This is a genomic window from Photobacterium sp. GSS17 (assembly GCF_028621875.1).
GTDB lineage: Bacteria > Pseudomonadota > Gammaproteobacteria > Enterobacterales > Vibrionaceae > Photobacterium > Photobacterium ganghwense.
Genome location: NZ_CP117517.1, coordinates 3,424,467 through 3,447,601, shown reverse-complemented (window position 1 = coordinate 3,447,601; position 23,135 = coordinate 3,424,467). Strand labels below are relative to the sequence as shown.

Sequence of the window (23,135 nt, the reverse complement as noted above, 5' to 3'; positions counted from 1 at the left end):
TAGTGGATCCTTTTTTGTCAAAACACATTATCAACGCTATTCACAGTTTTTTCCACAGCTGGTGGTAAAGTGTACGATAGCCGGGTGGGCGAAGTGAATGGGGTATCCTCAACCCTTGTGATTGCTGGGGTGGAGCACGGCGGATGCTCCGTAATTACCCTTATTTTTTCGATGGGGTTGTGAGTAACTTGGTGAGGTACAATAGTCGCAGCCGGGTGAGGGGGATGGCGGGATCCCAAACCGGACGATCATCACACTAATTGCGTGACGCGAAGATCCTGCCATCTGATCGTCAATGATAGAGAGACAGTGAACCTTATGGATCAGTTTGAACATATTTCAGTCGAGCAGGCTTTCGAGCTTCTGAATCAGTCTGACAGCAATGCCGTTCTGGTGGATATTCGTGATCCGCAGTCTTTTGCCCTGGCCCATCCGGAGGGCGCATTTCACCTGACAAATGATACAATGGTTGAATTTATGAACCAGGTGGATGTTGAGCAGCCGGTGATTGTGATGTGCTACCACGGGATCAGTAGCCAGGGCGCTGCTCAGTACCTGATCCACCAGGGTTTTGACTGTGTGTACAGCCTCGACGGCGGTTTTGAAGCGTGGCGTCGCCAGTCATATCCGTGTGTGCAGACTGCGTAACGGCGTCATCCGGCCGGCGTAGTATCTGCCCGCGCCGGGGCTTGAACCGGTGCGCCAACTTTGGAGAGTGAGATGCATCGCTTAGCCGGAATCAACAATCCCCGCCAGGCTCAGGCCTTTATTGATTATATGGCCTCCCGCGGTATTACCCTGCTGCTGGCCCCCGAGCCGGAAGGGCAGTTTGCCATCTGGCTGGAAGACAGCCAGCATTTGGTTGAGGCAGAGGCCGAGCTGAATCTGTTTCTGGCCAATCCTTATGATAAAAAATACCTCGGTGCCTCCTGGGATGTTGCAGAAACGCGGACCGCGCGGTTTGATTACCGCAGTCCCAGCATGGTAAAGCTGATCAAATCTCAGGCAGGGCCCTTTACGCTGACGGTGATGGTCGCTTCTATCGGGATTTATATTCTGTGGCTGCTGGGGATGCAGGCACCGCTGTTTTCGCTGATGCATTTCCCGCTGATGCAGGGCGATGAGTGGCAGGTATGGCGCTTTTTCTCCCATGCCCTGATTCATTTTTCCATCCTGCACATTGTGTTTAACTGCCTGTGGTGGTGGATTCTCGGCGGCCAGCTGGAACTGCACAGCGGCAGCAGTAAGCTGATTCAGATTTTCCTGATTTCGGCCTTGGTTTCCGGTTTTGCCCAGTTCTGGTTTCATGGTCCGAATTTCGGCGGGCTGTCCGGGGTGGTGTATGCCCTGATGGGTTACCTGTGGTGGCTGGGCTGGCTGGCACCGGAGCGGGGATTATCGATGCCGCGCTCTTACGTCACTTTCATGCTGGTGTGGCTGGTGCTGGGCTTTGCCGATATGTTCGGCATGTCCATTGCCAATATGGCTCACCTGTTCGGCTTGTTCAGTGGCTGTGCGTTGGCCCTGTTTGATGCCAAGCTGGGGCGCTCGCACGCGCAGTAGCCCCGGATTTTTGCCCCGTCCCAACTAAGGTGAACACCGTCGGTGTTCACCTTTTTTGTTGAAAGCGCAATCAGTGTCATAAAGCGAGAAGAAAATGCTCGTTTTGGTCGGATGTCACGAAGAATAAACCCTCGTATTTGATTTCATTCACATTTTACAACCTTCATTAGAGCAATAATTTGCCTGATTTGAGCGTTATTGAGTATTTTCGCTCACCTTTGTACTCGTTTGTACCCATACCATCGCTAAAACAAGACAATAAGGATCAACTTATGTTTGGGATTTTTAAACCGGCTTTGCATCAGGCGCGATTGCCTGACGCTCAGGTCGACCCCGTATACAAACGCATGCGCTGGCAGCTGTTTGCCGGGATTTTCATTGGTTACGCCGGCTATTACCTTGTCCGCAAAAATTTCAGCCTGGCCATGCCGTACCTGATTGAAGAATATGGCTACAGCCGTGGTGACCTGGGTGTTGCTCTGGCGGCGGTATCTATTGCTTACGGTCTGTCAAAATTCCTGATGGGTAACGTTTCTGACCGTTCGAATCCGCGTTACTTCCTGGCGGCGGGTTTGACGATGTCAGCCATTGTCATGCTGTGCTTTGGCTTTATGCCTTGGGCGACCGGCAGTATCGCGGCGATGTTTATCCTGTTGTTCCTTAACGGTTGGTTCCAGGGGATGGGTTGGCCGGCCTGTGGGCGGACGATGGTGCACTGGTGGTCGCGCAAAGAGCGGGGCGAAATCGTATCGGTCTGGAACGTGGCCCACAACGTGGGTGGTGGCCTGATCGGTCCGATGTTCCTGTTGGGCCTGTGGGCGTTCAACGATGACTGGAGATCGGCGTTTTACGTACCGGCCTTTTTCGCCTTGCTGGTGGCGGCTTTCTCACTGTTGGTAATGCGCGATACGCCGCAATCATGTGGTCTGCCGGCGATCGAAGAGTACAAGAATGATTATCCGGACTCGTACGACGTTTCTCACGAAAAAGAGATGACGGCTAAAGAGATCTTCTTCAAATACGTTTTCAATAACAAACTGCTGTGGTTCATCGCAGTGGCAAACGCCTTCGTTTACCTGATCCGCTACGGCGTGCTGGACTGGGCACCGGTCTACCTCAACGAAGTGAAGCACTTCACCGTGGATAAGTCTTCTTGGGCTTACTTCCTGTATGAGTGGGCGGGTATCCCGGGTACGCTGCTGTGTGGCTGGATGTCGGATAAATTCTTCAAAGGCCGCCGTGCCCCTGCCGGTATCCTGTTCATGGCGCTGGTGACCGTTGCGGTACTGGTGTACTGGTTCAACCCGGCGGGTAACCCGGCGGTTGATATGGCAGCGCTGGTGGCAATCGGCTTCCTGATTTACGGTCCGGTTATGCTGATTGGTCTGTACGCTCTAGAACTGGCTCCGAAGAAAGCGGCAGGTACAGCAGCAGGTCTGACTGGTCTGTTCGGCTACCTGGGTGGAGCCGTCGCGGCGAACGCGATTCTGGGCTACACCGTAGACCACTTCGGCTGGGATGGCGGCTTCATCGTACTGACCGCTTCTTGTGGCCTGTCTATCTTCTTCCTGACCCTGGCGCTGATTGGCGAAAGCCGCCTGCACCGTGAGCGTCTGGCAGAGCAAAACGCGTGATTGCGATCGCCATCATTGGCATCTTGATGGCACCCTAGGTAATATGGCAAGGCTCCGCAGTCGCGGGGCCTTGTTTTTTCCACGCTGAACAGCATAGCGCCCGACCGGAGTGAGATTCTGTTTGGTAAAAGGAGCCGCGTCAGCAGTGAAGCAAAGCAAACGTCATCAGGAAATCATCGATCTTGTGAAAAACCAGGGCTACGTCAGTACCGACGACCTGGTTGAGAGATTCAGTGTCAGCCCACAGACTATCCGTCGGGATCTGAACGAGCTGGCTGCCGAAAATAAAATCCGTCGTCACCACGGTGGCGCTACCATCCCTTCCAGTTCGGTGAACACCTCCTACAGCACACGTAAAGTGATGCAGTTGAATGAAAAAGACAATATCGCTCAGGCGATGGTCCAGCATATTCCGGACGGAGCGACCCTGTTCATTGATATCGGAACCACGCCGGAAGCGGTGGCACGGGCCTTGTTGAACCACAATGATCTGCGGGTTGTTACCAATAACCTGAACGTGGCCAGCATCCTGACCGGTAAAGATGACTTCCGGGTCATTCTGGCTGGCGGTGAAGTCCGTAACCGCGATGGCGGGATTGTCGGCGAAGCCACTCTGGATTTCATTTCCCAGTTCCGTCTTGATTTCGGCATCCTGGGGATCAGCGGCATCGACTTTGACGGCTCGTTGCTTGATTTTGATTACCACGAAGTGCGCGTTAAGCAGGCGATCATTGAGAACAGCCGCTGCGTCATGCTGGGGGCGGACCACACGAAATTTGGCCGCAACGCCATGGTTAACCTGGGCGATATCAGTCAGGTTGATATGCTGTTTACCGATCAGCCGCCACCGGCAGATCTGGCGAAACGGTTAGAAGAGCATGAAATTCATGTCGAAGTCGTGAGCTGATTTTTTCGCTGACTGCGCAAAGGAAAACGGGCTGCCCATTGGCAGCCCGTTTTTTTTCGTAAAAATGCCGTCATGATCATGAATCTGTCATTTATCGAAAACAACAATGATGATCTCGGTCAAACGATCCGCTATTATGTTCGTTATCGAACATTAACGCGCGAATTTGAACTTTTCAGTATTCGGATTGCTCTCCCTAGAGGTGGTGACATGGCAGCAACAACAGAAGTAATGGACCTGATCGTCGTGGGTGGCGGCATTAACGGGGCCGGTATCGCCGCAGATGCGGCAGGACGTGGCCTGAATGTCGGGTTGTATGAAGCGCAGGATTTTGCGTCGGCAACCTCGTCTGCCAGTTCAAAGCTGATCCACGGCGGCCTGCGCTACCTGGAGCATTACGAGTTTCGTCTGGTCGGCGAAGCACTGGCCGAGCGTGAAGTGCTGCTGCGAAAAATTCCGCACATTGCCCGTCCGATGCGCTTTCGCCTGCCACACCGCCCGCATCTGCGCCCGGCGTGGATGATTCGTGCCGGCCTGTTTCTGTATGACCATCTGGGCAAACGTACCACGCTGCCGGCCAGCTGCGGCCTGAAGTTCGGTGCCGAATCTGTTCTGGTACCGGAAATTACTAAAGGCTTTGAGTATTCCGACTGCTGGGTGGACGATGCGCGTCTGGTAATCCTCAATGCGATGGAAGTGGCTGAGCGCGGCGGGGAAGTCCGTAACCGCTGTAAAGTCGAAAAAGCCGTGCGTGAAGACAATATCTGGCGGGTGACCATTCGTGATCAGGTGAGTGGCGATACGTTCGAACGTTGTGCCCGCGCCTTGGTAAACGCTGCAGGCCCTTGGGTGAAAACCTTCTATGATCAGAGCCTGGAAGCGCGTTCACCTCGTAATATCCGCCTGATTAAGGGATCGCACATTGTGGTTCCGCGCGTGCATCAGCAGGAGCAGGCTTACATCCTGCAAAACGAAGATAACCGGATTGTGTTTGTGATCCCTTATCTGGACCGTTTCTCTATCATCGGCACCACCGATGTAGAGTACAACGGCGATCCGCGAGAGGTGGCCATTGATGACAACGAAATCGGCTATCTGCTGAACGTGTATAACAACCACTTCAAACACAAGCTGAAGCGTGACGACGTGGTCTGGACCTACAGCGGCGTCCGTCCGTTGTGTGATGATGAATCTGACTCTCCGCAGGCGATCACCCGCGACTATACGCTGGAGCTGGAGCAAGAAGGGAACGAAGCGCCGCTGCTGTCTATTTTCGGTGGCAAGCTGACGACGTACCGTAAGCTGGCAGAGTCGGCGATGGTGAAACTGGCACCGTTCTTCCCGCAAATGGGTCAGCCCTGGACGGCATCAGCCTGCCTGCCGGGTGGCGAAGCCGGGTTTGACGGCGTGGCACGGGCTCAGGCTCTGCGTCAGCAGTACCCCTGGTTGTCGGCACTGGCGGCAACCCGTCTGGTGACCAATTATGGCACCCGCGTGGTTCATATCTTTGAGGGCGTAAGCAGCGAAGCCGAGATGGGACAGCATTTTGGTGAAGGATTCTACGCCCGTGAGCTGGACTACCTGATGCGCAGTGAATTCGTCCAGCACGCTGAAGATGTCCTGTGGCGACGCAGCAAGCTGGGCCTGTACCTCAGCCGCGAGCAGCAACAGGCTGTGGCGGATTACATCGCCAGCCATGCGGCAGCCAAAGCGGCCTAACCGCGGCTGATATCAGGACGGATGGGCTCAGAGCCAGATTCGTCCCCGAGTAAAAAAGGCGCCTCAGGCGCCTTTTTGTTTGTCGTCATTGGTCTTTGAATCAGCGATCAGCTGCCGACTCCGCTGGCCGACATTACTGGTACAGGTACTTGGTAAACAGTAGTTCGGTCAACAGTTTCTTGTTGGTTTCCATGATCAGCAGCTCATTGACGCGGTTCAGGCATGCTTGGCGAATTGCCTCTCGTCCGGCCAGCGATTTGATTTTGGCCTCCGGCTGCTGGCCGATAATGCTGATAATAGCATCGCGAATCAGCGGGGCGTGATGCTCCACTTCTTTAATATTGGCCGGATCGGCCACCATCAAATCCACCTGCAAGCGCAGATAGCCAATCTTTTTTCCCTGGGTGACGTAATTGGTCGTAATGTCCGGTTCCAGGGTGTAATAGGAATATTGCGGGGTAATCTCAGCCGCTTCCTCAGCGAAGGCCGAGGGCATAAACAGCGGGGAAGTCAGTAGGAACAGGCATCCGGCGCAAAGGGTTTTTAGTTTTGATGACATGGCGTTATCGCTATTTTCAGGCGTTGGTTTGGGATCTTTCGATCGTAACGATATTCGTACCGGTTACAGCTTGCTACAATAGTGTTTCTTCATGGTAATCAATTAACCTGGAACTACCAAGCCCCGCACGGGAAGATTGGCTGGTTTTTATTGGAAAAATGTCGCAATTCAAGCAGTTGTATAAACCCTTATTGGCCAGCGCCCGGTGGCTGGCACCGGCAGACGCCAACATTGAGGACACTGAGTTTGGGCATTGGCTGCTGGAGCCGGACTCATTGTCGCGGCGTTTCGAGCGCCATTGTGAGCAGTTTACGGTGTCGCTGGTGGAGCAGGCACCGATCGATCGTGAACAGTTAACCCCCGACGAGCGTGCGCTGGTTGGCGATACTGCTTGCCTGGTACGTAAGGTTGTCCTTAAAGGGGACGGTGTTCCGTGGGTGTTTGCCCGTACCTTGATCCCGGAATCCACTTTGACCGGGCAAGAGCAAGATTTAGCGCAGTTGGGTGAAATGCCACTCGGTTTTCGGGTGTTCACCGATCAAAGCGCCCGCAGAGATGCCCTGGAAGTGGCAAATGTGGGGACGGAGGCTGAGCCTATCTGGGCTCGTCGTTCTCGACTCTGGATCAACGATAAACCGCTATTGGTCGCGGAGCTGTTTTTGCAGGAAGCACCGATTTATAAGGAGACCGTACCGTGGAAATGACCAAAGCCAGAGCCTATTGGCAGTTGGCGCGTTTTGACCGTCCGATTGGTAGCCTATTGCTGCTGTGGCCGACGCTCTGGGCCCTGTTTCTGGCCGCTGACGGCATGCCGAATTTGCATGTGACGCTGGTGTTTGTGCTGGGCGTGATTTTTATGCGCGCGGCCGGTTGTGTCATTAACGATTATGCCGATCGTAATTTTGATGGTCATGTCAAACGCACGGCGCAACGCCCGTTGCCGTCCGGCGCGCTGTCGGAGCGCGAGGCGCTGGGGCTGTTTGGTCTGCTGGTGCTGGTTTCTTTTCTGCTGGTGCTGACCATGAATTCCCTGACCATTATGTTGTCGGTGGTGGGGCTGTTGCTGGCGGCGGCTTATCCGTTTATGAAGCGCTATACCCATTTGCCGCAGCTGGTGCTGGGAATGGCGTTCGGCTGGTCAATTCCGATGGCGTATGCGGCGCAGTCTGGTGAATTGACACCGCTGGCCTGGGTGCTGTTTGTCGCCAATATTCTCTGGACGATTGCGTACGATACCCAGTATGCGATGGTTGACCGGGATGACGATCTGAACATTGGGATCAAGTCGACGGCGATCCTGTTTGGCCGGTTCGACAAAATGATTATCGGTGTGCTGCAGCTAGGCACTTTGCTGCTGTTGATCGCGGTGGGTGTCATGCAGAACCTGTCGCAGAGCTATTACTGGTTCCTGCTGCTGGCCTCGGCCCTGTTTGTGTACCAGCAAATGCTGATCCGTGAGCGTGAGCGTGAACCGTGTTTCAAAGCGTTCCTGAACAACAACTATGTCGGCATGCTCATCTGGCTCGGCATCGTGATCAGTGTCTGCCTGTAACGCAGCGGCTATAACAACACATCAGTAAGCGCCTTCGGGCGCTTTTTTTGTCTGCGGCAAATGCAGCCAGCCTGGGCGGTTAAAAACGGTCGGGTGAGGAGTGCTCTTTTTCTGTGCCACCGGTCGTAACGGGCACGCTGAAAAAACCAACGCTTGTGGTATCCGCAAGCTTTAGGGCAGCCATAGGCCAATTGCCCGTAAACCTGTGCATGGGATCTCTTCGGGAGATAATCGACCTGTTTACATACATCAGTATGTACACTTAACCAATTGAAATTAAATGTGAATTAGAGAACGTGATCAGCTCGGCAAGCTTTTGGGATATGGGAGCCTAAAAGCTGTACAGTCGTTCAGTTCAGCTGAGTAGATGATTCGGTGTGCGGACGATGAGATCGGTATGGCGATGGCTCAAGTTAAATGAAGGCCATATGGCAGGGGCTTGAATAAACAAAGGCTGCCGAAGCAGCCCTTTCATTTTAATGTGACGTTCTACGTATAGGTCTGGATGGCGCGATGTCCGGTACCGAACATCGCGGTCATTGGCTTAGAGTGTCAGCAGGTTCAGGCACCAGGAGCGGCTTCTTCGATGTCGATACGCTCTTCGCGGTTCATCACGGCCTGAATGGTCAGCTTCACTTCCGGTGACACCAGATTGGTCAGCAGACCGGCGAGCTGGTCAACCGGCTGACTTACCACATGGCAGTCTTCGTTGAGGTAGCCTTCCGCACGCAGGGTTTTAACCAGGGTCGAGAATACCCCTTTGTCGAAAAATTCCGGTGCATTGATACCGTGCAGACGGCTCAGGCGCTGTGCCATCATCTGACTTTGTTGTTCCAGATCGCTCTTCATCAGTTCCGGCTCTGAATTCAGCAGCGTCAGGGCGATGGCATAGCGCTGCAGGGTTTCAGAGATGGTACGGGCCAGCAGATGCAGCGGGCCGATCCGGCTGTTATTGAGGGTAATGACCTCACCGTCACGCAGGATCAGGCGCTGGCGAGCCAGCTCATCCAGCAGTGATTCCACCACGGTTGCCAGCTCTTCCTGCTGATAGCGCAGGAACAATTCGGCTTTCAGGAACGGATACAGTTGCTCAACCTGAGCCAGAATCTCGCGGGTGGTCAGGCGCCCGTGATAAATCACGATATTGGCGATCAGCGACGGCATCGCAAACAGGTGAATGATATTGTTGCGGTAATAGGTCATCAGGATCGCCTGCGGGCGGTCCAGAGACACCATTTCACCCAGGCTGTCGCGTTCGACCACGAATTTGTCCATTTCCATGGCGTGTTTCACCATGGCCTTGGCATCTTCATCCGGAACGGTGAACTGCTCGGAATACGGCACATTGCGCAGCAACTGCAGGTAGCAGTCGATCTGCTGCTCCAGATCTTCGCGGCTCAGGGCGCGCTGACGGGAAGCCAGCAGAGCTACGCCGCAAAGGGTCAGGGCATTGGTGGCTGCCGCATCGTTGATGTGCGTCATCATCTTCACCGCCAGATCGTTCACCACCGGGTTCAGCCATTGCGGGCGCTGTGGTTCAATCGGATCGATACTCTTGTGCCAGTCCGGGACGTGCTCGTTCAGGTAGTGGTTCAGCGGAATCGGCTCACCAAAGTTCACGTAGCCCTGGCCCAGATTACGCAGTTTACGCAGCGTACGCAGAACCTGGCCGACGTTTTCTTTCTCTTTGCGCTTGCCACGTAGCTCTTTGGCGTAAGTGGCCACTTCCATGACGTGTTCATAACCGATGTAGACCGGCACCAGTGTGACTGGGCGATTGAGACCGCGCAGCATGGCCTGAATGGTCATTGACAACATACCGGTTTTGGCCGGCAGCAGTCGGCCAGTTCGGGAACGACCGCCTTCGCTGAAGTATTCAACCGAGTACCCTTTGGCAAACAGCTCAGCCAGATACTCACGGAAGACCGTGGAGTACAGGCGATTTCCCTTGAAGCTGCGGCGGATGAAAAATGCGCCGCCGCGACGGAAAATCGGGCCTGCCGGGAAGAAATTCAGGTTAATCCCGGCGGCAATGTGCGGTGGTACCAGGCCTTCCTGATACAGCACGTAAGACAGCAGCAGGTAGTCCATGTGGCTGCGGTGACACGGTACATAAACGATCTCATGGCCGTCCTGCGCCAGTTTACGTACTTGCTTGGCATTGTGGACGTTCAGGCCCTGGTAGAGGCGGTTCCACAGCCAGCCGAGGAAACGGTCGCCGCGTTTGATCAGGGAATAAGAGAAATCCGCCGCAATCTCTTCCATCATGTCGATGGCTTCCTTGCGCACTTTCTCAATTGGTACATCCCGGCTGGCGGCTTCTTCGGCGACTACTTTTTCAATCGCTTTGGAGGCCAGCAGACGTTTGAACAGCGCCTGACGATCCGGCAGTTTCGGCCCCGAGGCGGCCAGTTGCTGGCGGGAGAAATGGATACGCGCGACCCGCGCCAGCTTGTTGGCGATAGAATCGTCGGTGCCGTGGTTGTCTGCCATGTAACGCAGCGAAACCGGCGGGCTCAGGCGCACCATACAGTCGCGGCCATGCCCCAGCACGGTAAAGAATTTTTCCGGCCCGTTAAGCGGACGCAGAATCGGCTTCTGGTTATCCTCTTTACCCGGTTTCCGGCCCCACAGGATAGACGCCGGCACGACCTGAATGTCGAGCTCGCTGTCCTGTTTATGCTGTTCCAGCAGTGCGGTGAACTGTTCCAGCGATTCCTGAGGCAATTCGCTGTTCGAGCCAAAGACACTCGGGGCGTCAGAAATATAGACATAACGACTGAACTGTTTACCGGCAATGTCCAGCGGTTCAAGCGGATCCGGGAGCCCCAGCTCCAGTGTGCTGCGGCGCAGGGTCATTAAATCGGTGTTGGAACGGAACGGCAGGATGTAGACAATCGGACGTTCCGGGTCGAGCTCCAGATCCGCCACCGGATTGGATGGAATAGAGTGGGTTTTAACCAGCAGAGAAAGCGGCAAATCCAGTATCTTTTGGTAGATTTTCTGCCAACTTGACATATCTTCTTACTCGTCTCGAATTCTTAATGCGCCGCAAGGATAGCAGAAAAAGAGCCGCTAATAGCAGCGAAATAGCACATACTTGCGGTTAAATGACATTTTTATTGTATTTTTAACCGCTTACTTGTTTCAATTTTCCTATCTTTAATTCCGGACATTTCGTACGGCCGAGCTTTTCATCCAAGTGTAGGTGAGGGGGTGGGACGGGGCTGGCGTTTTCTCGCCATAATTGCTGTTTTCATAAACAATTACCTTTTCAAGCGTGTTAACACTGGATATACTCACAGTGAACTGTATAAAAAGACAGGGTGAATGATGAAGCCGTTAACGCCGCGCCAACAAGAAGTCTTTGATTTGATCAAAGCAAAAATTGAAGATACTGGAATGCCGCCTACACGCGCTGAAATAGCCCGTGAGCTAGGCTTCCGCTCGGCTAATGCTGCCGAGGAACACCTTAAAGCTCTGGCCCGCAAGCAGGTCATTGAGATCATTCCCGGTGCCTCCCGCGGGATCCGTCTGATACAGCATGAATCTGGTCAGCAGGAGCAGGGTTTGCCCCTGATTGGCCAAGTGGCCGCCGGTGAACCGATCCTGGCTCAGGAGCATGTCGAAACCCATTACGATGTGGATCCATCGTTGTTCAAACCGCGTGCAGACTTTCTGCTGCGTGTGAACGGGATGAGTATGAAAGACATCGGCATTATGGACGGTGACCTGTTGGCGGTGCATAAAACCCAGGATGTCCGCGACGGTCAGGTCGTAGTAGCCCGCGTTGATGATGACGTCACCGTGAAACGCCTGGAACGCAAAGGCTCGCAAGTGCTGCTGCATGCTGAAAACGAAGAGTTTGCGCCTATCGTGGTAGATTTGAGCAACCAGCACCTGACGATTGAAGGTCTGGCAGTCGGCGTGATTCGCAGCAGCGACTGGATGTAAATTTTCCGGCTTTTCTTACCGTATAAATTTACACCAAAAAGCTTTACAAGTGTTAATGATAGTCATTATCATCTGTTCATGTTATGAAGGAGATGATAATGACCAATTCTGCCCGTTACGACATCCCGCCTGATCTGCTGCAGCCTCTTTGGCTTCGTAGTCGTGAAAGCATGGCAGATGATTGTCTGCTTTATGATCCCATGGCGGCTGTTGCCTGCAGCCAGTGCCATCTCAAACCGGACTGCCTGACCGGTAATGTGTCAGAACAACAGCTGCTTCATGCCAGTCTTGCGCTGCAGTGTGACCGGCAGGTTCAGCATTTCTTGCGCCGCCACCCGAACGGCACCATCATTAATATCGCCGGGGGGCTGGATACCCGATTCTACCGCATTGATAACGGCCGTTGTCGTTGGTTTGATGTCGATGCCAATGAGCATCTGTTGTGGCGCCAGCGCCTGTTTCACCGCAGCGAGCGCTACCGCATGTTACCTGGCTCTATTCAGGATCTCAGTTGGTTGCATTCGCTGCCGCCGCTGATGTCAACCCCGGTTATGCTGCTGTGTGACCAGGCGTTATTGCAGTGTACCGCCGCTGAACTTTCCCGTTTCCTGCAGTCTCTGGCCTGCCATTTTGGTCGGGCGGAGCTGTGTCTGGTCATGGCCGGGGATCGCTGCCACTGGCCGGTAGCCAAAAAAATGGGCGTGGCCCAACCTTATCGGCATGGCTTTCGCAATGCCCTGAGGCAGGTGCTGCAATGGCTGCCGTGGGCCGAACCGGTCGGGCAGTACAGCCCACTGGATAATGCCTGTTCGCGTTGGAGCCACTGGCAACGCTGGCTGGCGAGAACGCCGGGTATGAAATTCAGAATTGTGCCTGTTCTGGTACATATCCGCCTATAAGCCCTCCTAATCGCCGCATTTGGCCACACCTTCATCAATAGTGCTCCGTCGCGCTTATTCCGGCGGGCGACAGATTTTTCCTATCATTTTATTGCGCATTTTTCCTGATCCTGTCCTAAGTTAATTGTAAACAAACTGTTAACTCTTTTATTGCGCTTGAGCCTGCCTGGTTGTTCAGGTGGGCCTGTTACCGAATCATTTTCGTATTGCCATCCGGTGCAGAGTCCGCCCCGGTGTTGTGGCGAGCGGGATTAGGAAGGAGGGAACCGGGTGATGATTCGCCATCTGATGTGCTGTCTGAGTGTTTTGCTGGCTGTGCCGGTACACGCTGATACCCAACCCATGCGCCTGAACATGACACCGGGGGTTACCGAGGTCAGTCAGCGGGTGTTCGATCTCCATATGACCATTTTTTACATCTGCGTTGCCATCGGTTTGGTGGTATTTGGCGTGATGTTCTGGTCTATCATCCATCACCGCCGGTCGAAAGGGGCGCAGGCGGCTTCGTTCCATGAAAGTACCAAGGTCGAAATCGTCTGGACGGTGATCCCGTTCATCATCCTTATCATCATGGCCATTCCGGCTACCCGAACTCTGCTGGCGATGGAAGATACCTCGCAGCCGGATCTAACGGTGCAGATTACTGGCTCACAATGGAAATGGCATTACAGCTATTTCGACGAAGATGTCGGTTTTTATTCTCTTCTGGCCACGACATCGGCCCAAATTGCTAACGAACGTGACAAGCGTGAAAATTACCTGCTGGAAGTGGATCGACCGTTGATTTTGCCGATTGGCAAGAAAATCCGTTTTCTGATCACGTCCCAGGACGTCATCCATTCCTGGTGGGTGCCGGATTTTGCGGTCAAGAAAGATGCGAACCCCGGCTTTATCAATGAAGCCTGGACGCGCATTGATCAACCGGGCATTTACCGCGGGCAGTGTGCGGAATTGTGCGGCAAAGATCATGGTTTCATGCCGATTGTGGTGATTGCCAAACCGCAGGATGAATTTGATGAGTGGCTGCAGGCCACCAAAGTTGCCCAGCAGCAGGCCCGCGAAGAAGAACAGCGTCTGCTGGCGATGGAAATGGATATGGATGAGCTGATGACGCTGGGAGAGCAGGTTTACAACACCCGCTGCGCCATGTGTCACCAGGTGAATGGCCAGGGGTTGCCCGGCGCTTTCCCGGCGTTGGCCGGACAGGGTATCGCCGTGGACCCGTCAGCCAAGCTGGAACATATCAGCGTCGTGGTGCATGGCCGTCCCGGCACGGCCATGCAGGCATTCGGGCCGCAGCTCAGCCTGAAAGAGCTGGCTTCAGTCATTACCTACGAGCGTAATGCCTGGGGGAACAATACCGGGGATACGGTTCAGGCCGCCGAAGTGCAGGCTGTGATCGATGGCAAAGAGCTATAGGGGAGAGTGACGATGACGGACATGTTGCGCGAGCAAACCGGAGTCGAAAGTACCGCGACCGAGCATGAGCATCACGACCATCCTCAGTCCGGTCTGAAACGCTGGCTGCTGACCACGAACCATAAAGACATCGGCTCCCTCTACCTGATGTTCAGCTTTGCCATGTTCCTGATTGGCGGGGCGATGGCCATGGTGATCCGGGCGGAGCTGTTCCAGCCTGGCTTGCAGCTGGTGGAACCGAACTTTTTTAACCAGATGACGACCGTTCATGGCCTGATCATGGTTTTTGGTGCCGTCATGCCGGCATTTACCGGACTGGCAAACTGGATGATTCCTATGATGATCGGGGCGCCGGATATGGCCCTGCCACGGATGAATAACTGGAGTTTCTGGATTCTGCCGTTTGCCTTCACTCTGCTGCTGACGTCGCTGTTTATGGAAGGGGGCGGCCCGAACTTCGGCTGGACTTTTTATGCGCCGCTGTCGACCACGTTCAGTCCGGAAAGTACCGGTTTGTTCGTGTTTGCCATCCATATCATGGGGATCAGCTCCATCATGGGGGCAATCAACGTCATTGTCACCATCGTTAACCTGCGCGCGCCGGGCATGACCTACATGAAGATGCCGCTGTTTGTCTGGACCTGGCTGATCACCGCGTTTCTGCTGATTGCCGTGATGCCAGTATTGGCCGGGGCTGTCACCATGGTACTAACTGACAAGTACTTCGGCACGAGTTTCTTTGATGCGGCTGGCGGGGGCGATCCGGTGATGTTCCAGCACATTTTCTGGTTCTTCGGTCACCCTGAAGTGTACATTATGATTTTGCCGAGTTTCGGCATTATTTCGGCGATAGTCCCTGCCTTTTCCCGTAAGAAACTGTTTGGTTACAGTTCCATGGTTTACGCCACTGCGTCGATTGCCGGGCTCAGTTTTCTGGTCTGGGCGCACCATATGTTCACCACCGGGATGCCGGTCGCGGCGGAACTGTTCTTCATGTATTGCACCATGTTGATTTCGGTGCCGACCGGGGTCAAGGTCTTTAACTGGGTGGCCACCATGTGGCGCGGTTCGCTGAGTTTTGAAGTGCCGATGCTGTTTGCCATCGCCTTTATCGTGCTGTTTACCATCGGTGGTTTCTCCGGCCTGATGCTGGCGATCACCCCGGCAGACTTCCAGTACCACGATACCTATTTTGTGGTGGCGCATTTCCACTATGTGCTCGTGTCGGGCGCGATCTTCTCCATCATGGCGGCGGCGTACTACTGGCTCCCCAAATGGACCGGGCACATGTTCAACGAAAAACTCGCCAAGTGGCATTTCTGGTGCTCGGTGGTGTCGGTCAACATCCTGTTCTTCCCGATGCACTTTCTGGGACTGGCTGGTATGCCGCGCCGGATCCCCGACTATGCCCTCCAGTTTGCGGATGTGAATGCCGTGGTCAGTATCGGCGGCTTTATGTTTGGCCTGTCGCAGCTGATATTCCTGGCGGTCGTGATTAAGTGCGTCCGCGGCGGAGAGAAAGCGGCGGCCAAACCGTGGGACGGGGCGGAAGGGCTGGAATGGACGGTGCCGTCACCGGCGCCGCACCACACCTTCTCGACGCCACCGCGTATCGATTAATCAGGCTGATGAAGGGGGCATGTCATGGACAAGACACCGACACCCGAATCTGACAAATCTGGTGCGACCCAGCGTGATGTGAACAAGCCGGGTGCGAACAGACAGCCGGACCGTCAGAAACGCTCGTTCTGGTCACTGGTCGCGATGGCAGTAGGCATGTTTGGTTTTGCCTTTGCACTGGTGCCACTTTACAACGTGTTCTGCGATATCACCGGCATCAACGGGAAAACCGCCGACACCCCGACAGCTGTCAGTGAACGGGTGGATACCAGCCGTCAGGTTACGGTGGAGTTTGTCGCGTATATCCATCCGGGGATGCGCTGGACATTCGAGCCAGAAGTCCGGCGGATGGTGGTCTATCCCGGCGAAACGCGCACGGTGAGTTTCAAAGCCCATAACCTGACTGCGGTGGAAACCGTGGGGCAGGCCGTGCCGTCGGTCAGCCCGGGGCTGGGCGCACAGTACTTCAACAAAATTGAATGCTTCTGCTTTAACCGCCAGCCGCTCGGGGCAGGGGCAACAGCCAGCCTGCCACTGGTGTTTTATGTGGATCCGGCGTTGCCGGAGGACATTAACACCCTGACCCTGGCGTACACCCTGTTTAATGCCAAGCCGGAAGCGGCGGCCAAAACGCAATGAGGTGAAAGATGGCGAACCCTTACTCTGAGCATGAGCAGTCGGCAACCCCGGGGAGCGAACCCTATTACGTACCGGCTGCCAGTATCTGGCCGATTGTCGGGGCGGTGGCCCTGTTCCTGATTGCAATGGGGGCCGGGGCGACGGTCGGCGGTCTGTTCAACGGTCAGGGCCCCTGGATCCTGATGTCGGGCGTTGGGCTGCTGTTAATCATGCTGTTCGGCTGGTTCCGCGATGTGATTAGCGAATCCATGCGGGGGCTGTACAGCAGCCAGATGGACCGTTCGTTCCGCCAAGGCATGAGCTGGTTTATTTTCTCGGAAGTGATGTTCTTTGCGGCCTTCTTCGGGGCGCTGTTTTATGCCCGGATGATTGCTGTTCCCTGGCTCGGCGGGGCGGGGAACAACGCCATGACCCATGCGGTGCTGTGGCCGGATTTCATTGCCCAGTGGCCACTGCTGATGACCCCGGGCGGTACTGAAACCCAGGCAATGGGAGCATGGGGGCTGCCGCTGTATAACACCATGATCCTGCTGACCTCATCCGTGACGGTGCATATCGCGCACACGGCGCTGGAGCAGGATAACCGCCCGCGCCTGACGTTGTTTCTGTTGCTGACCGTTCTGCTGGGGGCACTGTTTGTTTACCTGCAGGGGGTCGAGTATGCCCATGCCTATGAAGAGATGAACCTGACGCTGGATGCCGGGGTGTATGGCAATACCTTCTTCCTGCTGACCGGGTTTCATGGCATGCACGTGACCCTCGGTACTCTCATTCTGTTCATTGTCTGGCTGCGTATCCTGCGGGGGCATTTTAGTGCGGAGCGGCATTTTGCGTTTCAGGCCGGTGCCTGGTACTGGCACTTTGTGGATGTGGTTTGGCTGTGCCTGTTTGTGTTTGTCTACATTCTCTGACCGAAGCGTGATATTGCTCAGTAAGGGCGGGGATTGGGGGTGATCACCCCGCTCGCCAGTGCCAGCAGCAGGAGCGCAAACAGGATCACTGACAGCAGAATGCGTCGGCCAAGGTAGCGGGACATCGGGTATGCCTGCTTACCTTTGAGCATCACAGGTAGTGCTCTGAACAAGTTGAAGATGATAAAAATCAGCAGGCAAACGATCAGGGCTTTCAGCAACATAGGCCACCTCGGCGGGATAGGGGTCAGTCATGCGAAGGATCGGGTTCATATTGTTTACTGTGGCGGTACTGGTGACGTTGGTCAAGTTGGGTTTGTGGCAAATGTCGCGGGCACAGGAAAAAGAGCAGCTGAACCATGTCCTCCAGTTTCGCAGTGAGCAGATGTATTACAGCATTGCTAGTCTGCCGGCAGACCCTCGCTGGTACAGCCTGACCCTGCGCGGCCAGTTTGATCACAGCCGGGCTGTGCTGCTGGATAATCAGATGTACAGAGGCCAGCCCGGCTATCACGTGCTGTATCCCTTTATGTCGGAAAACAGCTGGGTGATGGTCAATCTGGGCTGGATTGCTGCGCCGCCATATCGCGATCAGATCCCGGTGCTGCCGGAGCTGCACGGGGAAGTCCGGATCAGTGGCATTATCGCCCCGCCGTCAACGTTACTGGAGCTGGCGCCGGAGCAACTGGGGGAGGGGTTTCCCCTGCGGGTCCAGAATATCAACCTGGCAGCACTGAGGGAGCGGACGGGATTGCCGCTGCCGCCTTGGGTGTTGCAGATTGATCCGGACAGTCCGGTGGCGCTGGAGCAGACCTGGATTCCGGTCGTGACCGGTCCGCAGAAGCATTATGCCTATGCCCTGCAATGGTTCCTGATGGCGCTGGCGGTATCCGGGCTGGCGGTGTGGTGGTTAAGACGGAGTAAGGTATGAGTAAACACGGAACGTTGTTGCTGCTCCTGGGGGTGTTTGTGTTGCCGGTGGGCATTGCCAAGCTGGTGCTGGACATGGACTGGTATCACGGTGGGGTAACCAACCGGGGGGATTTACTGGAACAGCCACTGACCTCGGACTGGCTTGGCGAGCGCCATCGCTGGCAGCTGATTTACCTGCTGCCGGATCACTGTGATGACTACTGTCAGGGGGCGTTGTTCAACCTGCGTCAGGTTCCTCAGGCGGTCGGAGCGGATCACTCCCGCCTCGACAGTGTGTTACTGGTGCAGGGCGATGGGCTTGCTGCTCAGCCAGCTGCGATTCGGGCGCAGGCGACGGGCGTGACAGCCCGTCAGGTGCCTGACTATATTGTCGCGAAGCTGAAAGCGCAGGCGCACGGGACCCGGGCGATCTATATCGCCGATCCCATGGGGAACGTCATGATGGCCTATCCGCTGGTCAAAGGACAAACCGCTGTGCTGGCGCAGGGAAAAGACGTCCTGCGCGATCTCAAGCGATTGCTCAAGCTCTCTAAAATCGGCTAAGGAGGCGGCGATGCAACGGAACGGATTCAGACTGTTGGTGCTGGCGGCATTGATACTGTCAGTGTGTGTGATTGGTCTGGGGGCGTACACCCGCCTGACCGAAGCCGGGCTGGGCTGTCCGGACTGGCCCGGTTGTTACGGTTTTGCCGGGGTACCGAAAACCGATGTCCACCAGGAACTGGCTGCTGCCCGCTATCCCCATGCCCCGTTGGAAGTTCACAAAGCCTGGAATGAAATGCTGCATCGCTATGTTGCCGGTACGCTGGGCATCATGATCCTGGCGATTAATGTGCTGGCCTGGCGGCGGCCGGAGCGTCCCCGGGGGTTGCCGGCCTGCCTGCTGGTGACCGTGGTTTTTCAGGCCATGCTCGGGATGTGGACTGTAACCCTTTCGCTGATGCCGGTGGTGGTGATGGGTCATCTGCTCGGAGGCTTCACCACGGCTTCGTTGCTGTTGGTGCTGTGGCTGCGATTGCGGCCGTTACCGATGCCCCGTTCGCCGTCGCGATCCCAGCTGCGTCCATCATCGCCGTTTGCGTCATCAATGGCCTCTGCTGGGGCATTGTCGCTGTTTGCCCTGCTCGGGCTGGCCGTCGTCATCGGCCAGATTGCGCTCGGCGGCTGGACTGCTGCCAATTATGCCGCTGTGGTGTGTACCCAGTTGCCGCTGTGTGAAGTGGACTGGCAACAGAGCTTCGACAGCAGCGCGTTTTCACTGATTCAGCCGGTGCACGACAGCTATCAGTACGGGGTGCTGGATTATCAGCAGCGGGTCACGATTCACGTTACCCACCGGATTGGCGCCGCTGTTACCACACTGGTGCTGTTACTGCTGGCCTGGCAACTGTGGCGGCACCCGGCGTTGCGCCAGCTGGCACTGTTGATGCTGGGGGTGTTGTGCGGCCAGGTTGCGCTGGGCATTACCAATGTTGTGGCCAGCCTGCCGCTGGGTGTGGCGGTGGCGCATAACCTGACCGGGATGGCGTTGTTACTGGTGCTGGTGGCCGTCAATGTGCAGGTGTTCTGGATGCGCCGCCCGACTCGGCACTGGCAGGGCTCTGCCGCCCGGTTGCACTGAATGTGTTGTTTGATGATGTCCCAAGGAAAGGCAAAGGAGGGCAAATATGGCCAAAGCTGAGATTGTTGCCAAACGCAGTACCCGAACCTGGAGTGGACATCGGGTCTGGCAGGATTATCTGACCATGACCAAGCCTAAAGTGGTGGCGATGCTGCTGCTCACGGCTCTGGTCGGGATGTGTCTGGCTGTACCGGGAATTCCGCCGGTCAAAGCGGTGACGCTTGGGTTGTTGGGAATTGGGCTGCAATCGGCCGCAGCGGCGGCTTTTAATCACGTGCTCGATCGGCATTTCGATGCCAAGATGGCGCGTACCTACCACCGGCCGCTGGCGAAAGGCCGGGTGGAGACCTACAAAGCGGTGCTGTTCGCCACGGCGTTGATGGTTGCTGGCTTTGCTGTCCTGTGGCAGCTCAACGCCTTGACGGCCTGGCTGACGTTTGCCAGTCTGGTAGGTTATGCTCTGATTTACACCGTATGGCTGAAGCATGCCACTCCCCAGAATATCGTGATCGGCGGGCTGGCCGGGGCGGCGCCGCCGCTGTTGGGCTGGACCGCCGTCACCGGCCAGTTTGATCCTCATGCGCTGCTGCTGGTGATGCTGGTGTTTACCTGGACACCGCCGCACTTCTGGGCGCTGGCCATTCACCGCCGCGATGATTACGCCAAGGCCGGGATCCCGATGCTGCCGGTCACGCACGGCATCGCGTTTACCAAAACCATGGTGTTGCTGTATACCGTGATACTGGCGCTGGTGGGGCTGCTACCCTGGCTGACGGGCATGAGCGGCTGGCTGTATCTGGCCGGCAGCAGTGTGCTCAATGCCGGCTTTATTGGGTATGCCCTGAAGCTGAAATTTGCGGATCAGCCCGGCCATGCCTGGGCGACCTTCAAATATTCTATCTGGCACCTGCTGGCCCTGTTTGTGGTGTTGCTGGCCGACCACTGGCTGATCAGTCTGCTGGCGCGCTAGTCGCTGTGTGCCTGTTCGAACGCTTTCTGCTGCACATCAGTTTTGCTGCGGGCAGGATGTGCTTGCCATTCCTAAACGCCAAGGCTTCCGCTGACTGAGGCCTTGGCTGTTTCATCTTGTTTTTCCAGGATTGCTCTCCCTGGATTCCTTTACCGTCCGGGTTTCCTCGTATCCCCCTATCATTGGGGCTTGCCGCCGGGTGATCACTGCTGGTAAGCACTTAGCTGATCAGTGGCATAGAGAAGCGTGTGCATGACGGCGCTGACATGCCGGGGCGGCATGCGTTTCAGGCTGAACTCAGTATAATGTGCAGTCTGAATCTAAGGGTCGAGGTGATTGTGCTCAACGCGTTGCGAGATATGTCTTTACACCGCCAGGTTTTTGCCCTGGCGCTTCCTATGGTGCTGTCCAACATCACAGTGCCCCTGTTGGGGCTGGTGGATGCGGCGGTGATTGGTCACCTCGATCAGGCCTGGTATCTGGGCGGTGTCGCGGTCGGCAGCACCATGATTAACGTGACTTTCTGGCTGTTGGGCTTCCTGCGGATGGCGACCACCGGGCTGAGTGCCCAGGCGTACGGTGCATCGGATAAGTCGGCACAGGCCGCTGTGTTCCTGCAAGGACTGGCACTGGCCTGGCTACTGGCACTGGTGCTGATTATTTTCCATAACCCGGTGGCCGATCTGGTGTTCCAGTTCAGTGATGCCAGTGCTGAGGTCAAACAGTACGCGGCGCAGTATTTCTCGATCCGGATCTGGGGCGCGCCGGCTGCGCTGGCCAACTTTGTCATCATGGGTTGGCTGCTCGGCAGCCAGAACGCGCGTCTGCCGATGTGGCTGCTGATCGTCACCAACGTGGTCAATATCGTGCTTGATGTACTGTTCGTGGTCGGACTGAACTGGAAAGTGCAGGGGGCGGCGCTGGCGTCGGTGATGGCCGATTACAGCGGGCTGGCGCTGGGGCTGTGGTTTGTATCCCGGCAATGGCTGGCGCAGGCCCTGCCGCCGTGGCGCGAAAAACTGGGGACGATCTGCGCAGGCACGGGGCGTCTGCTCAAGCTGAACCGGGACATTTTTTTACGCAGCTTGTGCCTGCAGCTGGCCTTTACGTTTATGACGTTTCAGGGCGCAACCCTGGGGGATGATATCGTCGCGGCCAATGCGGTGTTGATGAGCTTTCTGATGCTGGTTTCTTACGCGATGGATGGCTTTGCTTATGCGATGGAAGCGATGGTTGGTAAGGCGATCGGTGCCCGGAACCGACAGGAACTGGGACGCACGCTGGTGGGCACCACTTTCTGGAGCCTGGTGATCTCGCTGCTGCTGACGCTGGTGTTTGCGTTCGGGGGCGGTGCGATTATCGCCCTGATATCTGACATCCCGGCCGTGCAGCAGGAAGCCGCGCTTTACCTGCCGTGGCTGGCGGCGGTGCCGCTGGTGTCGATGTGGTGTTTCCTGCTCGACGGCATCTTTATCGGGGCGACCCGGGGCCGGGAAATGCGCAACAGTATGGTGGTCGCCACCAGCAGCTTTTTTGCGTTCTGGTGGTTGCTGTCTGACTGGGGGAACCATGCGCTGTGGGCGGCGATGCTCGGTTTCCTGGCGATGCGCGGCATTGGCCTGGCTGTAATATTTGCTTACCAATGGCAAAAAAATATTTTCCTGGAACCTTTTAGTGCAAACAAATAGTTAGCTACCACATGTCAAATCAGTTCAATAATTCGGCAAAAAATGCTACCCATGGGCGGGAGTTCATGGTTAAAATGCGAACAATCTTTGCTGTTTAGGAGGATGGATGAGGAAAGCGGTCATTGGACTTTTTTTGACGATTCTGATGCTAGGCTGGGTGGCTCCTGCTTCTGCCAGCATCCAGGGCAAAACCTATAATGTCACCGCCACAGCTTACAATTCAGTGCGCGCACAAACCCAAGGTAACCCGACAGTTGCCGCCTGGGGTGACCGACTTAAACCGGGCATGAAGGCGATTGCGATTTCCCGGGACTTGCTGGGACGGGGTTTTAAGCGAGGCACGAAAGTGAAAATCTCCGGGTTACCGGGTGAGTATGTGGTACTGGACAAGATGGGGCGCCGCTGGCAAAACAAGATTGATATCTACATGGGTAAAGATATCCATGCTGCCAGAAACTGGGGACGTCGAAAGGTCACTATCACAGTGGTGGAAGTGTAGGAACCAGCCACAACCTGAAAAAATAACTGCTCTGCATGCACAATGATA

22 protein-coding genes are annotated in these 23,135 nt (G+C 55.7%); 19 read left to right on the top strand and 3 right to left on the bottom strand.

The annotated features are described in order from the left end of the window. The first annotated feature begins 318 nt into the window (after positions 1 to 318). From glpE to glpD, 5 genes are all read left to right on the top strand, one after another. Positions 319 to 648, top strand: a complete 330-nt coding sequence (gene glpE / locus PGW97_RS15770) for a thiosulfate sulfurtransferase GlpE (protein ID WP_047887266.1) — start codon at positions 319 to 321, stop codon at positions 646 to 648. Between the two features lie 72 nt (positions 649 to 720). Continuing rightward, positions 721 to 1,563: a rhomboid family intramembrane serine protease GlpG gene (gene glpG, locus PGW97_RS15765; protein ID WP_273857942.1), complete on the top strand. Its 843-nt coding sequence runs from the start codon at positions 721 to 723 to the stop codon at positions 1,561 to 1,563. Positions 1,564 to 1,835: 272 nt separating this feature from the next. After that, on the top strand, positions 1,836 to 3,197 hold the full coding sequence (glpT, locus tag PGW97_RS15760; RefSeq protein WP_047887264.1) for a glycerol-3-phosphate transporter: 1,362 nt from the start codon (positions 1,836 to 1,838) through the stop codon (positions 3,195 to 3,197). A 145-nt stretch (positions 3,198 to 3,342) separates the two neighbouring features. After that, entirely contained in the window at positions 3,343 to 4,104 is a 762-nt protein-coding gene (locus tag PGW97_RS15755; protein ID WP_047887263.1) for a DeoR/GlpR family transcriptional regulator, read from the top strand. Between the two features lie 210 nt (positions 4,105 to 4,314). Continuing rightward, complete coding sequence (glpD, locus tag PGW97_RS15750; protein WP_273857938.1) at positions 4,315 to 5,823, top strand: glycerol-3-phosphate dehydrogenase; 1,509 nt, start codon at positions 4,315 to 4,317, stop codon at positions 5,821 to 5,823. A gap of 133 nt (positions 5,824 to 5,956) precedes the next feature. Here the strand turns inward: glpD and PGW97_RS15745 are convergent, their stop codons facing one another. Continuing rightward, positions 5,957 to 6,382: a flagellar basal body-associated protein FliL gene (locus tag PGW97_RS15745; protein WP_217392416.1), complete on the bottom strand. Its 426-nt coding sequence runs from the start codon at positions 6,380 to 6,382 to the stop codon at positions 5,957 to 5,959. 158 nt (positions 6,383 to 6,540) lie between these two features. Here PGW97_RS15745 and PGW97_RS15740 point away from each other — a divergent pair, with 158 nt between their 5' ends. Both PGW97_RS15740 and ubiA read left to right on the top strand, forming a co-directional pair. Beyond that, positions 6,541 to 7,086, top strand: a complete 546-nt coding sequence (locus tag PGW97_RS15740) for a chorismate--pyruvate lyase family protein (RefSeq protein ID WP_273857936.1) — start codon at positions 6,541 to 6,543, stop codon at positions 7,084 to 7,086. Next, positions 7,083 to 7,934, top strand: coding sequence for a 4-hydroxybenzoate octaprenyltransferase (gene ubiA / locus PGW97_RS15735; RefSeq protein ID WP_084712686.1), 852 nt, complete (start codon positions 7,083 to 7,085; stop codon positions 7,932 to 7,934). Before PGW97_RS15740 ends, ubiA begins: the two co-directional genes overlap by 4 nt. Positions 7,935 to 8,495: 561 nt before the next feature. Here ubiA and plsB read toward each other — a convergent pair. Then, positions 8,496 to 10,952, bottom strand: a complete 2,457-nt coding sequence (gene plsB, locus PGW97_RS15730; protein ID WP_207103423.1) for a glycerol-3-phosphate 1-O-acyltransferase PlsB — start codon at positions 10,950 to 10,952, stop codon at positions 8,496 to 8,498. A gap of 315 nt (positions 10,953 to 11,267) precedes the next feature. Here plsB and lexA point away from each other — a divergent pair, with 315 nt between their 5' ends. The 6 genes from lexA to PGW97_RS15700 all read left to right on the top strand — a co-directional run bounded on the left by lexA (position 11,268) and on the right by PGW97_RS15700 (position 17,376). Further along, complete coding sequence (lexA, locus tag PGW97_RS15725) at positions 11,268 to 11,888, top strand: transcriptional repressor LexA (protein WP_047887331.1); 621 nt, start codon at positions 11,268 to 11,270, stop codon at positions 11,886 to 11,888. A 98-nt stretch (positions 11,889 to 11,986) separates the two neighbouring features. Next, positions 11,987 to 12,787: a class I SAM-dependent methyltransferase gene (locus tag PGW97_RS15720; protein ID WP_047887259.1), complete on the top strand. Its 801-nt coding sequence runs from the start codon at positions 11,987 to 11,989 to the stop codon at positions 12,785 to 12,787. A gap of 273 nt (positions 12,788 to 13,060) precedes the next feature. Beyond that, positions 13,061 to 14,206: a cytochrome c oxidase subunit II gene (coxB, locus tag PGW97_RS15715; RefSeq protein ID WP_207103667.1), complete on the top strand. Its 1,146-nt coding sequence runs from the start codon at positions 13,061 to 13,063 to the stop codon at positions 14,204 to 14,206. A 12-nt stretch (positions 14,207 to 14,218) separates the two neighbouring features. Then, positions 14,219 to 15,826, top strand: a complete 1,608-nt coding sequence (gene ctaD, locus PGW97_RS15710; RefSeq protein WP_047887257.1) for a cytochrome c oxidase subunit I — start codon at positions 14,219 to 14,221, stop codon at positions 15,824 to 15,826. A 144-nt stretch (positions 15,827 to 15,970) separates the two neighbouring features. Further along, on the top strand, positions 15,971 to 16,465 hold the full coding sequence (locus tag PGW97_RS15705) for a cytochrome c oxidase assembly protein (protein ID WP_273859677.1): 495 nt from the start codon (positions 15,971 to 15,973) through the stop codon (positions 16,463 to 16,465). A gap of 8 nt (positions 16,466 to 16,473) precedes the next feature. Then, complete coding sequence (locus PGW97_RS15700) at positions 16,474 to 17,376, top strand: cytochrome c oxidase subunit 3 (RefSeq protein ID WP_047887256.1); 903 nt, start codon at positions 16,474 to 16,476, stop codon at positions 17,374 to 17,376. A gap of 17 nt (positions 17,377 to 17,393) precedes the next feature. On the opposite strand, the gene PGW97_RS15695 is transcribed toward PGW97_RS15700, so the two are convergent. Continuing rightward, complete coding sequence (locus PGW97_RS15695; protein ID WP_047887255.1) at positions 17,394 to 17,600, bottom strand: DUF2909 domain-containing protein; 207 nt, start codon at positions 17,598 to 17,600, stop codon at positions 17,394 to 17,396. Between the two features lie 29 nt (positions 17,601 to 17,629). Here PGW97_RS15695 and PGW97_RS15690 point away from each other — a divergent pair, with 29 nt between their 5' ends. From PGW97_RS15690 to PGW97_RS15665, 6 genes are all read left to right on the top strand, one after another. Continuing rightward, positions 17,630 to 18,307 carry an SURF1 family protein gene (locus PGW97_RS15690; RefSeq protein ID WP_047887254.1) on the top strand — a complete coding sequence of 226 codons (678 nt, stop codon included), beginning with the start codon at positions 17,630 to 17,632 and terminating at the stop codon, positions 18,305 to 18,307. Next, the gene (locus PGW97_RS15685; protein ID WP_047887253.1) at positions 18,304 to 18,852 is read left to right on the top strand and encodes a hypothetical protein; all 549 of its coding nucleotides are present in this window, start codon (positions 18,304 to 18,306) and stop codon (positions 18,850 to 18,852) included. Before PGW97_RS15690 ends, PGW97_RS15685 begins: the two co-directional genes overlap by 4 nt. 10 nt (positions 18,853 to 18,862) lie before the next feature. Then, complete coding sequence (locus tag PGW97_RS15680; protein WP_273857931.1) at positions 18,863 to 19,930, top strand: COX15/CtaA family protein; 1,068 nt, start codon at positions 18,863 to 18,865, stop codon at positions 19,928 to 19,930. Positions 19,931 to 19,976: 46 nt separating this feature from the next. Further along, on the top strand, positions 19,977 to 20,900 hold the full coding sequence (cyoE, locus tag PGW97_RS15675) for a heme o synthase (RefSeq protein ID WP_273857930.1): 924 nt from the start codon (positions 19,977 to 19,979) through the stop codon (positions 20,898 to 20,900). A 338-nt stretch (positions 20,901 to 21,238) separates the two neighbouring features. Next, a complete protein-coding gene (dinF, locus tag PGW97_RS15670) occupies positions 21,239 to 22,588 on the top strand; it encodes an MATE family efflux transporter DinF (RefSeq protein WP_273859676.1) in 1,350 nt (449 codons plus the stop codon). 106 nt (positions 22,589 to 22,694) lie between these two features. After that, positions 22,695 to 23,087 (top strand): 3D domain-containing protein, encoded by a 393-nt coding sequence (locus PGW97_RS15665; RefSeq protein ID WP_047887250.1) that lies wholly within the window; start codon positions 22,695 to 22,697, stop codon positions 23,085 to 23,087. Positions 23,088 to 23,135 lie beyond the last annotated feature (48 nt).

Coding starts and splice junctions, on each gene's coding strand:
- glpG (WP_273857942.1), top strand. CDS start 721: ATGCATCGCTTAGCCGGAATCAACAATCCCCGCCAGGCTCAGGCCTTT.
- PGW97_RS15665 (WP_047887250.1), top strand. CDS start 22,695: ATGAGGAAAGCGGTCATTGGACTTTTTTTGACGATTCTGATGCTAGGC.
- plsB (WP_207103423.1), bottom strand. CDS start 10,952: ATGTCAAGTTGGCAGAAAATCTACCAAAAGATACTGGATTTGCCGCTT.
- lexA (WP_047887331.1), top strand. CDS start 11,268: ATGAAGCCGTTAACGCCGCGCCAACAAGAAGTCTTTGATTTGATCAAA.
- PGW97_RS15700 (WP_047887256.1), top strand. CDS start 16,474: ATGGCGAACCCTTACTCTGAGCATGAGCAGTCGGCAACCCCGGGGAGC.
- cyoE (WP_273857930.1), top strand. CDS start 19,977: ATGGCCAAAGCTGAGATTGTTGCCAAACGCAGTACCCGAACCTGGAGT.
- PGW97_RS15680 (WP_273857931.1), top strand. CDS start 18,863: ATGCAACGGAACGGATTCAGACTGTTGGTGCTGGCGGCATTGATACTG.
- PGW97_RS15685 (WP_047887253.1), top strand. CDS start 18,304: ATGAGTAAACACGGAACGTTGTTGCTGCTCCTGGGGGTGTTTGTGTTG.
- glpE (WP_047887266.1), top strand. CDS start 319: ATGGATCAGTTTGAACATATTTCAGTCGAGCAGGCTTTCGAGCTTCTG.
- PGW97_RS15720 (WP_047887259.1), top strand. CDS start 11,987: ATGACCAATTCTGCCCGTTACGACATCCCGCCTGATCTGCTGCAGCCT.
- PGW97_RS15690 (WP_047887254.1), top strand. CDS start 17,630: ATGCGAAGGATCGGGTTCATATTGTTTACTGTGGCGGTACTGGTGACG.
- glpT (WP_047887264.1), top strand. CDS start 1,836: ATGTTTGGGATTTTTAAACCGGCTTTGCATCAGGCGCGATTGCCTGAC.
- PGW97_RS15695 (WP_047887255.1), bottom strand. CDS start 17,600: ATGTTGCTGAAAGCCCTGATCGTTTGCCTGCTGATTTTTATCATCTTC.
- PGW97_RS15745 (WP_217392416.1), bottom strand. CDS start 6,382: ATGTCATCAAAACTAAAAACCCTTTGCGCCGGATGCCTGTTCCTACTG.
- glpD (WP_273857938.1), top strand. CDS start 4,315: ATGGCAGCAACAACAGAAGTAATGGACCTGATCGTCGTGGGTGGCGGC.
- ctaD (WP_047887257.1), top strand. CDS start 14,219: ATGACGGACATGTTGCGCGAGCAAACCGGAGTCGAAAGTACCGCGACC.
- PGW97_RS15705 (WP_273859677.1), top strand. CDS start 15,971: ATGGCAGTAGGCATGTTTGGTTTTGCCTTTGCACTGGTGCCACTTTAC.
- coxB (WP_207103667.1), top strand. CDS start 13,061: ATGATTCGCCATCTGATGTGCTGTCTGAGTGTTTTGCTGGCTGTGCCG.
- PGW97_RS15740 (WP_273857936.1), top strand. CDS start 6,541: ATGTCGCAATTCAAGCAGTTGTATAAACCCTTATTGGCCAGCGCCCGG.
- ubiA (WP_084712686.1), top strand. CDS start 7,083: ATGACCAAAGCCAGAGCCTATTGGCAGTTGGCGCGTTTTGACCGTCCG.